The following is a 13486-nucleotide window of genomic DNA, read 5'->3' as shown; positions in this document are numbered from 1 at the left end:
TAGCGCGATCTCGCCAAGACGTTCCTCAACCCCCTTCCACGGTCGGCAGCTGGTCACGGGGCGATGAATACCTGCGGGAGGTCTCGGACCTTGTCCCAGCGTTCCTGGGCCTGGCGCAGCCACGTGTCGGTCAAAATGAGTCGCCGTCCGAGGAACTGGGACAAGCGTCTGCATCCCTCCACGTCCGGGTGAAGGCGTGTGCTCGCTCTCCAGTCTGGGGTGGGGCTGGCTCCCATAGCCCCCCACGATGCTGGCCACTTCGGGTGAAGAGAGGAAGAGCTTGGCAGTGATCTGGCCGGCGTCGAATTCCCCCGTGACATACGCTGTTGGCTCCTCGGCTGCGGACTTGGGCGTGCGGGAGTAGTTTCGGACACCCTTGACGGATGTGATTCAGGCGTTGCCGATGCTGTCGGTGGCCATGCAGGCTGCCACCTCGTCGTCAGAGTGCTCATCGAACCGGGGAACCGCATCCACCTTGCCTGACGGCAGGTAGACCCGGGTGCGGCGCAGTTCAGCGCTCTTCTGCCACACCACGTGTTCGTGGACGACCTGGTCGCGATCGCATCGATCTGGGTGGTAGTTGATCCAGCACCATGGCGTCCCGAACGCCTCCCAGGTGCGGGAGTCATACATCGGCTCTTCGTAGAGCTGGCGAAAGACCGCGAGAGTGACTTGCTTGCCGTTGACGGTCATCGCCTTAATCTCCACGGTAGCAGTGGTGATTTCGGCGGACTGGGGGGTGAGCGGAGGACGTCGGGTAGCCAAGGCTCTCCCTTCGCAGACAGGGGGTGCTCTCCACGGTAGGCCGCGTGACCGACGGCGAAAAGTAGCTGCCGTTGCGGGCCAGCCCCAGCCGCGCAGGCGGGCGGAGACGAAGGCTCAGGGAGCGGAGCCCCGCCGCCTCCGTGACGGGCGGAGACGAAGGCTCCGGGTGTTCCCGCCGGGCTCAGAGCGCGAGTTGCGCGTTGAAGGGCGGGGAGGCGGTCAGCGGTCGCATGGCCAGGCGCAGGAGGGTGAGCGCGTTGTCGTCTCCTACGATCCGGTTGGCGCTCAACTTCCCGCAGGCCAGGCAGTGGTGAATGAGCAGCCATTCCCCGTTGCGCCGGGCCGTCACGCCCACCGCCGCCATGCGCCCGCGACACGTCTCACGTCGATCGCCGGGGATCCGGCCATCGACGTGCAGACTCGTCAGGCAGTGCGGGCAGTGGTTGCGCCGACGGCCGTCCGGGGCGAACGCGGCCACGGTAAGGCCGCAGCGCACGCACTGGAAGGTCGTGGCCCTGAGAACAGAACTCGGGGAGAAACTCCTTGGTCAGCTTCTCGGCCCTGAAAGGGCCGAGCTTGCAGCTCCTCGCCGTACCTGGCGGGTACGGGTCAGGCCGCGTCGTCGGCAGCGTGACTCACTGCCCAGCCCGCGACACCGCGCGCGGCGATGTTGCGGGCTGCGTTGACGTCGGCGTGCTCAGAGCCTGTTAGCGATCGGTTTGGGTGGGTTGGCGTGTCGGCTCTGGAGACAGAAGAGGGCTTCTGATAGTCGAGGGAGTGTCTAGATCACTCGCCCACCAGAAGCCCTTGGATGACTGTCTACCGGTTTCCTGGCGTCAGCGCCAGTTGTGTTGTGCCCGGTTGCCTGTGCCGGGATCGGATCCGGTCGTACCCGTCGGATCTGACCGATGAGCAGTGGCAGGTGCTGCGGCCGGAGGCCGAGGCGGTGATGGCCAGGTTACGCAAGGGCCCAGGCGGTGCACCGACACGTCATGATCTACGGGCGATGCTGGACGCGATCGGCTATGTGACCAGGTACGGGATCGAGTGGCGGGCTATGCCGGTGGACTTCCCGCCATGGCCGGCGGTGTACGCGTTTTTCGAACGCTGGTCCGCCCGGGGGATGCCGCACAGCTTGGTGGATCGGCTGCGCGGCCGGATCCGGGTCGCGGCCGGCCGCAAGGAGGCGCCGACCGCGGCGGTGATCGATGCGCAGAGCGTGAAGGCGGCCGAGACCGTCGGCTCGGCCGCCTGCGGGTACGACGGCGGCAAGAAGATCAAGGGACAGAAGCGGCATATCGCGGTCGACACCCTCGGCCTGCTGATCTGTGTGATCAGCACCGCGGCCTCAGTGCAGGACCGTGACGGTGCCGCTCCGCTGCTGGCCCGGCTGCGGGAGAAGTTCTCCACCATCGGCCTGGTGTGGGCTGACGGCGGCTACGCCGGACGGCTGGTCACCTGGGCCAAGCAAGTCCTGGCCTGCACCATCGAGATCGTCAAGCGCAATGACGACATGAAGGGGTTCGTCGTGCTGCCCCGCCGGTGGGTGGTGGAGAGGTCCTTCGCCTTGCTGATGCGCTACCGCCGTCTGGTCCGCTGCTATGAACGAAAACCGGAGCATCACGAAGCCATGGTGCTGTGGGCCACCGTCCACCACATGACCCGCCGCCTCACCCGTGACCTGGCAGGACTGCCAGCCCACGGCCGCTGGAGCGACCCTCCACCGCTGCCGGCGCCGACCAGCCCCGACCGGCGCGGCAAGGTCCTCGAACTCCTGGCTGCCCAGCCCTGGCGGGCATGGAAGGGCACCGAGCTGGCCGCCATCCTCGGGATCGACAACGTCAACAGCTTCCGCGTCCAGCTGTCCCAATGGTCACGCCAAGGCCACATCAACAAGATCGGCCCTGCCCTCTACGGACCCGCACTTAAGCATCTGTGAACAGGCTCTCAGCGAAGCCGCACGACGTGCAGGAGAAGGTTGCCTGGCTCGGCCGGTTGGCCTTGTCCACGTGCCCGCAGGCCGAGCAGGTCTGGGAGGTGTAGGCCGGATCCACATGGATCACGGCGACCCCGTGCCGGGCAGCCTTGTAAGCGATGAACGACCCGAGCTGGTGGAAACTCCACGAATGCAGCGTGACCCGCTGGGGCTTGCGGAGCCGTACCCGGTCACGGATCCCGCCCAGATCTTCCAGGGCGATGCCGCGTCCGGTGCGTTCTGCCTCGGTCACGATGCGTTTGGCGATGGTGTGGTTGGTGTTGGCGGCGAACCGTGCCTCCGTGCGGCGGCGCTTCTTCAGCAGCCGTTTGGCGGATTTGGTGGCCTTGGCCTGCAACCTGCGGCGCAATTCCCGGTTGCGGTGGCGGACCGCGTTCAGGCCCTTGCCGCAGTGGCGGGTGCCGTCGCTGGTGGTGGCGATGCCCAGATCCACCCCTATGAACCCGTCCGGTTCGGTGACCGGAACATCAGGGATCTCGCAGGTCGCGTACAGGAACCACATGCCGTCCCGGCAGACCAGGTCGGATTCGCCTTTCCGGTACTCCGCGAGCGTCTTGAGCTGGCCGGGCGAGCCGGTGAACGCGATGTTCTTCAGCCGTCCTGCCGTGCTCCAGATCGACACCGTGCGGGCGGTGTGGTCCCACGACAGGCAGCGGTCGTCGAACGGCTGGGCGGCATCGGCGCGGAAGGTGACCGGTTTGCTCTCGGCCCGCGCGCGGCGCGCACAGCCTTTCGGTCCCAGGTTCCCCGCCCGGATGTTGGCTTTCAGGGTGGTGTAGGCGTCGGCGACCTTCTTGATCACATGCTGGGCGGCTTGCGCCCCCAGCCCGCGTGCTTTCACCTCGCGATAGGTGTGCTTGCGCAACGCGTACTCACGCCGGTCCCCGGTCGTGAACGCGGTCGCCGAGGCGAAGTTCGCCGCGTCGTTGCAGGCGTGCAGCGTCGCCTCCAGCGCCGCCGCCTGCTCGGGCGTTGGCAGGAGTCTCACCTGCATCACCAGCTTCACAATCGAACACATTAACGTTTGGTCGATGTCGCCGCGGTGGGAATCCAAACCCCAGGCCGGAAGCGATTCCTCCCGGACGTCAACGCCCGGGGTTACTCCCTGGATCACGCTGAAGTAGGTAGGTCCTGGCGAGGCGGGCCTACGCGACGAAACGTCCCAGGACCTTGTGGGTGAGCTGCATACGCGGCGGCAGGGTGCATCCGCACTTGGCGGGAACGCTGCGGCCGCGACGTCGCCGCATGGTCGCGCACCGTTGGGCGCATCCACCCTGGTCAACTCCCTCAAGAGTGTCTCGGCACGCGTGCTGCGCAAGGAGTACGGCGCTCGTGTCCGCACGTATCTGTGGAGCGGCCATTTCTGGTCACTGTCCTGCTTCGCCGCCTCCTGCGGAGGAGCGCCGTTGAGCATCATCAAGGAGTACATCGAAGGCCGGAAACGTCCGGGCTAGCGTCCGGAGGTTCAAAGCCCTAGGCCGGAAGCGATTCCTCCCGGGCGTGAACGCCCAGGATTCCTCGCTAGTGCTGCATCAGCTTGGGTTTGCCCTGTTTCGTGGTGACACGCCGATCAAGGTCCCACCACGGTCGGCGTGATCGCTTCACACTCTGCGTGTGGCTGAACGGGTTCGCGTACGTGAGATCGATGACGATGAAGGCAACCGGCTGCTGCGGATCGTACGGCGCGGCAGCGGGTCGGTGGTGACCTGGCGGCGGGCGCAGATGGTGCTCCTGTCGGCCCAGGGCATGCCTGTCGCAAAGATCGCGCAGGTCGCGTTCACCAGCGAAGACCGGGTCCGGGACGTGATCCACAACTTCAACGCCGATGGATTCGACTCCCTGTACCCCAAGTACAAGGGCGGCCGGGCACCGACGTTCACGCTGCCGCAACGCCGTGAAATCAAGAAGATCGCCAAGTCCAAGCCTGCCGAGCACGGGTTGCCGTTCTCCCGGTGGAGCCTTGCCAAGCTGGCCGACTTCCTGGTCGCCGAGGGGGTGGTCGAGGACATCAGCCATGAGGGCCTGCGCGAGCTTCTACGTGCGGAAAGTGTCTCCTTTCAAGCCATAAAGACCTGGAAGGCCTCCCGCGACCCGGACTATGCGACCAAGAAGGCCCGCATCGAGCACCTGTATGCCATCGCCGACGGCGAGGTCGTCCCCGACCCCGGCGAACCCGCTGTGATCTTCTGCATGGACGAGTTCGGGCCGCTCAACCTGCAACCCCGCCCCGGCAGGCAGTGGACCGACGTCGGCGGCAAGGGCAAGGACCCCAACCGGGAACCCCGGCCGCGGATGCGCGCCACCTACACCCGCACCCAAGGCGTACGGCACCTGTTCGCCGCGTTAGACGTGGGCAAGAACAAGATGTACGGGCACATCAAGAAACGCAAGCGACGCGGCGAGTTCCTTGAGTTCTGCCGCTACCTGCGCAGCCTTCACCCGGCCGAGGTTCGCATCGCGATCGTGTGTGACAACTTCAGCCCGCACCTGACGACCAAGAAGGACAAGCGAGTCGGCCAGTGGGCGGAGGCGAACAACGTCGAGATCGCCTACACGCCCACCAACTCCTCCTACCTGAACCGGATCGAGGCGCAGTTCACCGCGTTGCGCGAGTTCACCCTCAACGGCACCGACCATGCCAGCCACCGCGAGCAGGGCAGCATGATCCGCCGCTACATCGCCTGGCGTAACCGCAACGTCGATAACCCCCGCCTACGCCGGATCGTGAAGAAGGCAAACGTGGCCTGACACGGCACTAGATCACGCTGAATGTCTTTACGAGGGCAGCAAGGAAGCGCCGAGCGGGCCTTGGGAGGCGTTCATCCGCCGACGGTGTTCACGCGGGTACGCGAACACACGGAAATGTCGGTGCACCGGGGCCCGGCCTGACCGACAGGTGACACGTCAGTGGCAGGACCCGCCCAGGGCACAGAGAGGCGCGCTCGGCGCGGACCGGGGCATAAATCAACTGCTTTCTAGGGCGCGACGGCCCGGAGTTCACTGACAGAGTGCCCGGCGAGCATAACAACGGCCCGCGCCGGCCCGCGAACGGTTTTTCACGGCGTCGCCTCTTTCGCCCGCGGGACGGCGACGTCGCGGGGGCTGGTAACGACGCGGCATCCGTGTGCAGATAAGCAGAGGAGTTTCCACCGGTTAGTGAGGCGCCATGACCGAGCGGACAGTGCTGATCTCCGGAGCCGGCGTCGGCGGGCCGACGGCGGCCTACTGGCTGGCCAGGCACGGCTTCCGTGTCACCGTCGTCGAACGCGGTGGAACGCCGCGCTCCAGCGGGAACCCGGTGGACGTCCGAGGCCCCGCCGTACGCGTCGCCGAACGGATGGGCGTCCTGTCCCGGCTGCGCGCGGCGGCCACCGGCACGACGGGCCTCACCTTCGTCGACGCGGCGGGCCGGCGGGTCGGCCGCATGGACATGCGCGCCTTCCAACAGCCGGACGAGGTCGAGATACCACGCGGCGACCTCGCCTCGATCCTCTACGAGGCGAGCCGCGACCACGTCGAGTTCCTCTTCGACGACTCCATCGCGACCCTCGACCAGGTCGAGCACGGGGTCGAGGTCACCTTCGACCGCGCCGGGCCCCGCCGCTTCGACCTGATGATCGGCGCCGACGGCCTGCATTCGATGACCCGCCGGCTGACGTTCGGCGCGGAGAGCGGGTTCGTGCGCCACATGGGCCTCTACGTCGCGACGATGCCGCTCGGCGGCCGGTCCGGGCCCGGCCGGGACATCTTCATGCACAACATCCCCGGCAAGGCGGTCGCCGTCAGCTCCACGCCCAGCGGCGCGTTCTTCCTGTACCGCAGTCCGGCGGAGCCCGGCTTCGACCACCGCGACATCGAGCAGCACAAGCGGCTGCTGACGCGCGCGTACGCGGATGTTTCCTGGCGCGCGCCCGAACTGCTGGAGCGGGTGCGTGCCGCCGACGACCTCTACTTCGACTCGGTGAGCCAGGTGCGCCTGCCGCGCTGGTGGAACGGCCGGGTCGTGCTCCTCGGGGACGCCGCGTCCTGCGTGTCGCTGTTCGGGGACGGCTCCACCCTGGCCATGGCGGGGGCGTTCACTCTCGCCGAGGAACTGGCCGCCGGTCCGGGCGACCCAGAAGCGGCCTTCCGCCGGTACGACGCCGCGCACCGGCCCCTGGTCGACGCCAAGCAGGGGAACATCGGACAGGTGTCGGCGCTCATGGTCCCCGCGACGCGGCGCGGCATCCTGGCGCGGAACCTGGCCACCCGCCTGTGGCCCGCCGTGGCCGCCGCCGCCCGCCTGAAGGGCGCTTTCCGCAGGGCGTAGGGGTCCCCTACGAGGCGCGCGAGCGGCCGACGCAACTGCCCGCCGCTACGCCGACATCGCCGCGATCCTGCCCGGCCTGCTGCGCGATGCCGAAGCTCTTGGCAGCCTCCGCGCCCGGCTCCTGAACACGGCCGGCTCAGCGTCGGCGCCTCCCCAGCACCTTGGGCCGGCCCCGGGTCACCCAGAGGACGACGAGCGCGATCGCGACCGTCGCCGGCCCCGCCACCGCGAGATGGGCGGTGAACCGCTGAACGATCTCCGGGGCGACGTGGTAACTGACGGTGACCAGGGTCGCCGCCCACGCGCAGGCCGTGGGCAGGCTCGCCGTCGCGAAGGTGCGGTACGGCATGCCGGCCCAGCCCGCGAGCCGGGGGGTGAGCGTGCGCGCGCTGCCGAACCACTGGGCCGCGACCACCGCCCAGCGGCCATGCCGTCCGAGCAACTCGCGCGGCCGGTCCCAGCGGCCGGGCGCGAACCGGTGAAACGACGGGGCGCCCTCGCGGCGCCGTCCCCACAGATAGGAGATCTGGGTGCCGGTCACCGCCGCGCAGGCCGCGACCCCGATCGCCCCGCCCAGCGGCACCACGCCCAGATGGGCGAAGTAGCCGAGCGCGACGAGCACGCTCGTCCCGGGCAGGGCGACGCCGATCAGCAGCCCGGCCTCCGCGGTCAGCAACAGCCACGCGACCGCGAGCAGCAGTGGCGGGGAGAACCGGCCGAGTAGATCAGACACCGGCGACCGGCCTGCGGCAGACGTACGCCATCCCCGGCGGCAGGTTCCGCCAGACGGGCCCGGTGGTCAGCACCTCGTCGAAGGCCGCCCGCAGCCTCCGCCGCAGCGCCCTGGCCCCGGCGAGCGGCAGGGCGTGCAGGTAGGTCACGGTGGTGAACGCCCCGGTCGGAGCGAGCGCCCGGCTCACCTCGCCGAGGATCCGCTCCTGACGTCGGCCGGGGAACAGCGACCACGGCAGCGTGCTGACGATCGCGTCCACACGGTCCGCTCCCGCCCGCGCCAGGAGCGCGCCGAGGTCGGCGGCGTCGCCGTGGATGGTCTCCATCCACGGCTTGGTCCGGCGCAGGTGCGTGACAAGGTCCGGCTCGATCTCGACGGAGAGGTGCCGTGCGCCGGGGGAGAGTCGCTCCCGGATGGCCTCGCTGATCGAGCCGGTCCCCGGGCCGAGCTCGACCACCACCGGTGTGCCGCTCGTGGGCACCACCGCGGTCAGGGCCCTGGCCAGTGAGGGAGAGCTCGGCGCGATCGCACCCACGACCCCCTGCCTGCGCAGCGCGGCCGACATGAACGCCCGCAGGTCCGGGGCCAAGGCTGTCTTCATGGAGTCAATGAGATCGTCACGGGGGTGCCGTCCGCAGGGCGCCAGAACCTAGTCCTCGGGGTAGGTCTGGCCATACCTCCCGGGTGGGTCCAGGCGGTTGGCCGGTCGGACGGCACGGGCCGTACTGTCGGGGAATGCAGTCATCGGCGGCCTGGCGGGCCCTTGTTCGGTGGGACCTGTTGCGTACCGCCTGGCCGTGGCGCTCGGTGGCCTACCTGATCACCGGCGTCCTCCTCGGGGAGGTCGTCCTGGTGGCTTTCCTCTTCGCGCTGTTCGTGAGCACGCTCCTGGCGTTGCTGCTGGTGGGCATCCCGCTGCTGCTGGTGCTGGGGTTCAGCGGGATACCGGTGGCCGCGCTGGAACGCCGCCGGTTGCGGATCATCGATGCGGAGCCGGCCGACACACCGCACCGCCGGCTCGACCGTCCGGGGTTGCGCGGGTGGGTGGGGTCGCGCCTGCAGGAGTCCGCCACCTGGCGGGAGCTGGCCTACGTGATCCTGATGATCACCGTGCTCTGGCCGATCGAGCTGCTGGCGGTGACGTTCGGCCTCGGCGTACCGACGACGATGATCCTCACGCCGGTCCTGCGCGCCCAGATGGGTGAGGTGAGGGTGCTGAAGTTCTGGCTGGTCGACACGGACCTGGGGGCCTTCGCGGCGCTCGCGTTGGGGCTGATCTGGCTCGCCCTGGCCCTCTATCCGCTGACGCTGCTCGCCGCCGCGCACGGCTCGCTGGCCCGGCTGCTCCTCGTGTCCCGGGACGCCGAGAGCGGGCAGCGGCTTGAGGAGCTGACCCGGTCCAGGACCCGGCTGGTGGAGGCGTTCGAGATCGAACGGCGGAGGATCGAGCGGGACCTGCACGACGGGGCCCAGCAACGGCTGGTCGCGCTGACCATGACGCTCGGCCTGGCCAAGCTGTCGGAGGGCGCGGAGGCGGCCGATCTCGTCACGAAGGCGCACGAGCAGGCGAAGCTCGCGCTGGCCGAGGTACGCGACCTGATCAGGGGGATCCACCCGCAGATTCTCACCGACCGGGGGCTGCCCGCGGCCGTCGCCGACGTCGCCGACCGCTCCCCGGTGCCCGTCGAGGTCTCGATGGAGCTTCCCGGACGGTTGCCCGAATTCGTGGAATCCGCCGTCTACTTCGTGATCTCCGAGGCGCTGACGAACGTGGCCAAGCACAGCGGCGCCCACGGCGCGTCGGTCACCGGGCGTCTGGACGGCGACTGGCTGGTCGTGGAGATCCGCGACGACGGCGTGGGCGGCGCGGACGCCTCGGTGGGCACCGGCCTGGCGGGGCTCGCCGACCGCGTCTCGGTGGCGGACGGCAGACTGATGCTCTCCAGCCCGCCCGGCGGGCCGACCCTGCTACGAGTGGAGATCCCTTGCGCCTCGATCGCCCCCTCTCGATAGTCCTCGCCGAGGACGGCGTGCTGCTCCGCGAGGGGCTGGCCGGGCTGCTCAACCGGTTCGGGCACCATGTGGCGGCCACCGCGGGCGACGCCGACGGGCTCGTCGAGGCGGTGCGCGCGCACGCCCCCGACATCGTGGTCACCGACGTGCGGATGCCGCCCGGCTTCACCGACGAGGGACTGCGGGCCGCGGTGGCGCTCCGTGCGGCGGACCCGCGGCTGCCGGTTCTCGTGCTGAGCCAGTACGTCGAGCAGACGTACGCGAGTGAGTTGCTGGACTCGGGCGACGGCACCGGGGTCGGCTACCTGCTCAAGGATCGGGTCGGCGACGTGGAGGAGTTCGTGGACGCGCTGCTCAGCGTCGCCGCGGGCGGAACGGTGGTGGACCCCGAGGTGGTGCGGCAGTTGCTGCGCCGCCGGCGTGACCCGCTCGAACGGCTCTCGCCACGCGAGCGGGAGGTCCTCGCGCTGATGGCCGAGGGTCGGTCCAACGCGGCCATCGCCAGGAGCCTGGTGATATCCGAGGCCGCCGTGGGCAAGCACATCGGCAACATCCTGACCAAGCTCGACCTGCCCCCGGCCGAGGACGACCACCGCCGGGTCCTCGCGGTCGTGACCTACCTACGCGGTTGACGCCCGGCACGCCGTGGGTCTCTTCGGGGGGCGATGGGGTGAATCCGTCTTCGAGGGTGATATCGCGAACAGCGCGTTCAGCGCTCGGAATTGTTTGAGGGTATTTGGGGTGAATTGTCAGTCAAATTCCGACGCTTCATCAGCATGACGCCGACGGCATTCACGCCGGCACCCCATATCAGGAGGACGGTCAGCCACTGCCCCCACATGAAAGGAGTCATCGGCCCGGAAAGCAGGTTCTGAACCGACGGGTGCGGCGTGAGCCAGCCCTGCGCGGGCCGGAGCACGTCGACGGCGCCGAGCACGGCCCAAAGGCCCATCGGCAGAACGATGGTGGCGAGGAACGCGACGACGGGCGGCCGCAACAGGAGGCCCAGCCCGGTGCCGGCCAGCTGGGCGGTCATCTGCACCAGCACGCCACCCGCCGCGATGGTCCCGACGTGACTCCACGGCGTGTGAGCGGCGTCGGGCTCACTGACCGCGAGCATGACGGCGCAGATCAGAGCCCCGAAGACGCCGGCGACGGCGGCCACCGACAGCGCGCCCAGCAGGGTCGGCGCGGCGCGTACGGGGCGCGGCGCCCGGCGCAGATCGCCAGCCAGCAGGACGCCGAAGAACGGCACCGCCACCGACATCGCGCTCTGCACCGGACCGGAGAGCGCGGCGAACGTCCAGTCGGGGGACGGCGCCGCCACGGCCACCGCCAACGCGGCGGACAGGCCCGCCAGCAGGGTGATCGCGACCAGCCACTTCCGGGGGAGCGTTCCGACCGAACGCCGGATCGCGTCGAGAGTGGTCCCGCCCGAACGGGTGGCCGTTTCCCCGGCGTCCAACAGTTTTTGCTGCAAAGCTGGTACTCCCGTTCCGTCGGCGCGTTTTCATATCCGGATCGAAACAGCATTCGCCGTCACATCGGCTGAATATCACGATATCCAGATAACAGGGTCCGGCCGAGGAAGTTCCACGACTTAAGCGGCAATTGTTGTACGCGCTGAATGGCACCGACCGCCAGGGCGAGCGGAACGCGGCGATTTGTGTCGAATGCGCCGGCGCGACGCCCGGGTCCGCCCCCGGACGGACGTCGCCGCCGGCTCGCCCATGAGAAGCGGGACCGGTCACCCGGCCATGGTCGCGTGACGGGTCACTGGCCTCGGGCGAGAACGAGGCCGATGCGCTCGCCCAGCCCTTGGGCGTATCCCAGCTGGACCAGCAGCTCGCACACCGGCTCCAGGTACCGCGCGTTGGTCATCGGTCCCACGTCAATCGCGTCGAACCCCAACTGGGTCCCCAGCTCGACGGCCACCTTCCTGCTCTCGGGGTCGTCGCCCGCCACCGGGAGCAGCAGCCGGCGGCCGTCCAGTACGGGAGTCGCCATGGTGGCCGCGAACACGGTGTTGAACGCCTTGACGACCCTCGCGCCCGGCAGTGCGGCCGCGACCTGCTCGCCGCCCGAGGTCTCGTGGCCCACGGTCAGGGACATGAGGTCGGGGGACAGCGGGTTGGTGGCGTCGATCACGACCTTCCCGTGCAGCGACGCCTTCAGCTCGCCGCCGAATTCCCGCACCGCCGGGTAGGGCACGGCCAGTACGACGACGTCGGCGTGGGCGGCCTGGGCGGTCGCCCGCTCCGGGGGCGTCGAGGTGTTGACCCCGGTGACACTGTGGCCGACCTCGGCGAACCGCTCTGCCAGGACAGCGCCGACGTTGCCCGTTCCGATGACGCAGATCTCCACGAGACCTCTCCCTGTTCGATGTTGCTTCGAATTCGAAGCAACATAACACACGTATTTCGAATTCGAAGTAAGCAACCGATAGAGTGTCGCCCATGGATGAGCCCAGATGGCTGAACCAGACCGAGATGCAGGCGTGGGCCGGCTTCCTTGAGGCGTCCGACCTGCTCAACCGGCTGGTGGAACTTCATCTGCGCGAGGCCGGCGGGCTGACCCGCGTGCAGTACGAGATCCTGCACCGGCTCAACGAGAGCCCCGAGAGCGTGCGCATGACCGAGCTGGCCTCGCTCATGGTCTGTTCGCCGAGCGGCCTGAACTACCAGGTGGGGCGGCTGGTCAAGAGAGGGCTCGTCCAGCGCGACTCCGACCCCTCGGACGAGCGCGGCATCCTGGTCTCTCTCACGGAGCAGGGGCGTGCCGTACTCCTCGCCGCGGCGCCAGGGCATGTGGCGACCATCAGGGCGGGCTTGATCGACCTACTGAGTGAGCAGCAGGTGGCGCAGCTCGCGACGATCATGAAGGTGGCTCGCGATCACTTGCGGAGCGTCGTCCCGACGGTGCCGTCCCGCAAGGCGGCCGACAAGCGCGGCTGACCGGTCACCTCGCAGGCCCCGGACGGGCGCCGACGTGGTCGCGCCCTGACGGACACGCCGGCGTCGCGGACGTCAGGAATGGATCTTCTTGTGCTCGGCCAGCATCGCGACGTACTGCTCGATGCGGCGCGCCCGCGTCTCGGGCTTCTTGGCGTCCTGAACGCGGTACAGCACCGCGTAACGGTTGGCGCTGTCCAGTGTCGCGAAGAACGCCTCCGCGGTGGGATTCTCTGCCAGCGCGCGGGCCAGGTCGTCCGGCACCGTGGCGGTCCGCGATCCGTCATACGCGGCGTCCCAGCGGCCGTCTTCCTTGGCGCGTTCGATCTCGAGCAGACCTTGCGGCTTCATCCGGCCCTGCTCGATCAGCGCGACGGCCTTGTCGCGGTTGATCTTCGACCACCTGCTCCTCGGGCGGCGGGGAGTGAAGCGCTGCAGCCAGTGCCCATCGTCGAACGTGGCCTTCTGCCCGTCGATCCAGCCGTAGCACAGTGCCACGTCGAGCGCCTGCGCGTAGTCCACCGAATCGACGCCCGCCGCCTTCTTGGCGAGCTTGAGCCAGATTCCGGACGGAGAGTCGTGGTGGGCGGCGAGCCACGTCTCGAACGCCTCGGCCGATGGAAAAAAGAGAATCTCTCGGTCATGAGCCACCGCAGTAGTCAACCATGCCGGTGGCACAACGGCTGGTGTCCCACCGTTCCCCGATACCTGTCGGCGGG

General features: G+C 68.9%; 14 protein-coding genes and 1 pseudogene. 7 read left to right on the top strand and 8 right to left on the bottom strand.

The genetic code is table 11. The features are described 5' to 3' along the window. Positions 1-390 precede the first annotated feature (390 nt). Both ACQP1V_RS32840 and ACQP1V_RS32835 read right to left on the bottom strand, forming a co-directional pair. Entirely contained in the window at positions 391-693 is a 303-nt protein-coding gene (locus ACQP1V_RS32840) for a hypothetical protein (protein WP_433414015.1), read from the bottom strand. A 253-nt stretch (positions 694-946) separates the two neighbouring features. Next, positions 947-1264: pseudogene (locus ACQP1V_RS32835) on the bottom strand (RNHCP domain-containing protein); the annotation flags it as partial. A gap of 312 nt (positions 1265-1576) precedes the next feature. Here ACQP1V_RS32835 and ACQP1V_RS32830 point away from each other — a divergent pair. Next, positions 1577-2704 (top strand): IS5 family transposase, encoded by a 1128-nt coding sequence (locus ACQP1V_RS32830; protein WP_433412213.1) that lies wholly within the window; start codon positions 1577-1579, stop codon positions 2702-2704. On the opposite strand, the gene ACQP1V_RS32825 is transcribed toward ACQP1V_RS32830, so the two are convergent. Continuing rightward, positions 2691-3755 carry an RNA-guided endonuclease InsQ/TnpB family protein gene (locus ACQP1V_RS32825; protein WP_433414013.1) on the bottom strand — a complete coding sequence of 355 codons (1065 nt, stop codon included), beginning with the start codon at positions 3753-3755 and terminating at the stop codon, positions 2691-2693. The genes ACQP1V_RS32830 and ACQP1V_RS32825 overlap by 14 nt on opposite strands. Positions 3756-4020: 265 nt before the next feature. On the opposite strand from ACQP1V_RS32825, the gene ACQP1V_RS32820 reads away from it, so the two are divergent. The 3 genes from ACQP1V_RS32820 to ACQP1V_RS32810 all read left to right on the top strand — a co-directional run bounded on the left by ACQP1V_RS32820 (position 4021) and on the right by ACQP1V_RS32810 (position 7070). Next, on the top strand, positions 4021-4215 hold the full coding sequence (locus ACQP1V_RS32820; RefSeq protein ID WP_433414011.1) for a transposase: 195 nt from the start codon (positions 4021-4023) through the stop codon (positions 4213-4215). 160 nt (positions 4216-4375) lie between these two features. Further along, positions 4376-5509, top strand: a complete 1134-nt coding sequence (locus ACQP1V_RS32815; RefSeq protein ID WP_433414009.1) for an IS630 family transposase — start codon at positions 4376-4378, stop codon at positions 5507-5509. A gap of 418 nt (positions 5510-5927) precedes the next feature. Beyond that, the gene (locus ACQP1V_RS32810; RefSeq protein ID WP_433414007.1) at positions 5928-7070 is read left to right on the top strand and encodes an FAD-dependent monooxygenase; all 1143 of its coding nucleotides are present in this window, start codon (positions 5928-5930) and stop codon (positions 7068-7070) included. Positions 7071-7206: 136 nt separating this feature from the next. On the opposite strand, the gene ACQP1V_RS32805 is transcribed toward ACQP1V_RS32810, so the two are convergent. Together ACQP1V_RS32805 and ACQP1V_RS32800 are read right to left on the bottom strand one after the other, a co-directional pair. Continuing rightward, a complete protein-coding gene (locus tag ACQP1V_RS32805) occupies positions 7207-7803 on the bottom strand; it encodes a DedA family protein (protein ID WP_433414005.1) in 597 nt (198 codons plus the stop codon). Then, complete coding sequence (locus ACQP1V_RS32800) at positions 7796-8404, bottom strand: class I SAM-dependent methyltransferase (RefSeq protein WP_067137020.1); 609 nt, start codon at positions 8402-8404, stop codon at positions 7796-7798. The genes ACQP1V_RS32805 and ACQP1V_RS32800 overlap by 8 nt, the downstream gene beginning before the upstream one ends. Before the next feature lie 134 nt (positions 8405-8538). Between ACQP1V_RS32800 and ACQP1V_RS32795 the strand changes: the two genes are divergently transcribed. Both ACQP1V_RS32795 and ACQP1V_RS32790 read left to right on the top strand, forming a co-directional pair. Beyond that, positions 8539-9816: a sensor histidine kinase gene (locus tag ACQP1V_RS32795; protein WP_433414003.1), complete on the top strand. Its 1278-nt coding sequence runs from the start codon at positions 8539-8541 to the stop codon at positions 9814-9816. Next, entirely contained in the window at positions 9789-10448 is a 660-nt protein-coding gene (locus ACQP1V_RS32790; RefSeq protein ID WP_387410256.1) for a LuxR C-terminal-related transcriptional regulator, read from the top strand. The genes ACQP1V_RS32795 and ACQP1V_RS32790 overlap by 28 nt, the downstream gene beginning before the upstream one ends. Positions 10449-10525: 77 nt before the next feature. Here ACQP1V_RS32790 and ACQP1V_RS32785 read toward each other — a convergent pair whose 3' ends face one another. Beyond that, positions 10526-11281: a hypothetical protein gene (locus ACQP1V_RS32785; RefSeq protein ID WP_433414001.1), complete on the bottom strand. Its 756-nt coding sequence runs from the start codon at positions 11279-11281 to the stop codon at positions 10526-10528. A gap of 308 nt (positions 11282-11589) precedes the next feature. Beyond that, complete coding sequence (locus ACQP1V_RS32780) at positions 11590-12180, bottom strand: NADPH-dependent F420 reductase (protein ID WP_433413999.1); 591 nt, start codon at positions 12178-12180, stop codon at positions 11590-11592. Between the two features lie 92 nt (positions 12181-12272). On the opposite strand from ACQP1V_RS32780, the gene ACQP1V_RS32775 reads away from it, so the two are divergent. Further along, positions 12273-12770 carry a MarR family winged helix-turn-helix transcriptional regulator gene (locus ACQP1V_RS32775; RefSeq protein WP_433413997.1) on the top strand — a complete coding sequence of 166 codons (498 nt, stop codon included), beginning with the start codon at positions 12273-12275 and terminating at the stop codon, positions 12768-12770. Positions 12771-12842: 72 nt separating this feature from the next. Here the strand turns inward: ACQP1V_RS32775 and ACQP1V_RS32770 are convergent, their stop codons facing one another. Continuing rightward, positions 12843-13445, bottom strand: coding sequence for a YdeI/OmpD-associated family protein (locus tag ACQP1V_RS32770; protein WP_433413995.1), 603 nt, complete (start codon positions 13443-13445; stop codon positions 12843-12845). Positions 13446-13486 lie beyond the last annotated feature (41 nt).

The organism is Microtetraspora malaysiensis, assembly GCF_050947145.1.
Taxonomy (GTDB): Bacteria; Actinomycetota; Actinomycetes; order Streptosporangiales; family Streptosporangiaceae; genus Microtetraspora_A; species Microtetraspora_A malaysiensis.
Note: the sequence above shows the minus strand (reverse complement) of the source record. Positions and strands in the feature narration are given on the sequence as shown.

Excerpts from the sequence above, each read along its gene's own strand:
- ACQP1V_RS32840 (WP_433414015.1), bottom strand. The coding sequence starts at position 693 with ATGACCGTCAACGGCAAGCAAGTCACTCTCGCGGTCTTTCGCCAGCTC.
- ACQP1V_RS32830 (WP_433412213.1), top strand. The coding sequence starts at position 1,577 with ATGACTGTCTACCGGTTTCCTGGCGTCAGCGCCAGTTGTGTTGTGCCC.
- ACQP1V_RS32825 (WP_433414013.1), bottom strand. The coding sequence starts at position 3,755 with ATGCAGGTGAGACTCCTGCCAACGCCCGAGCAGGCGGCGGCGCTGGAG.
- ACQP1V_RS32810 (WP_433414007.1), top strand. The coding sequence starts at position 5,928 with ATGACCGAGCGGACAGTGCTGATCTCCGGAGCCGGCGTCGGCGGGCCG.
- ACQP1V_RS32800 (WP_067137020.1), bottom strand. The coding sequence starts at position 8,404 with ATGAAGACAGCCTTGGCCCCGGACCTGCGGGCGTTCATGTCGGCCGCG.
- ACQP1V_RS32795 (WP_433414003.1), top strand. The coding sequence starts at position 8,539 with ATGCAGTCATCGGCGGCCTGGCGGGCCCTTGTTCGGTGGGACCTGTTG.
- ACQP1V_RS32775 (WP_433413997.1), top strand. The coding sequence starts at position 12,273 with ATGGATGAGCCCAGATGGCTGAACCAGACCGAGATGCAGGCGTGGGCC.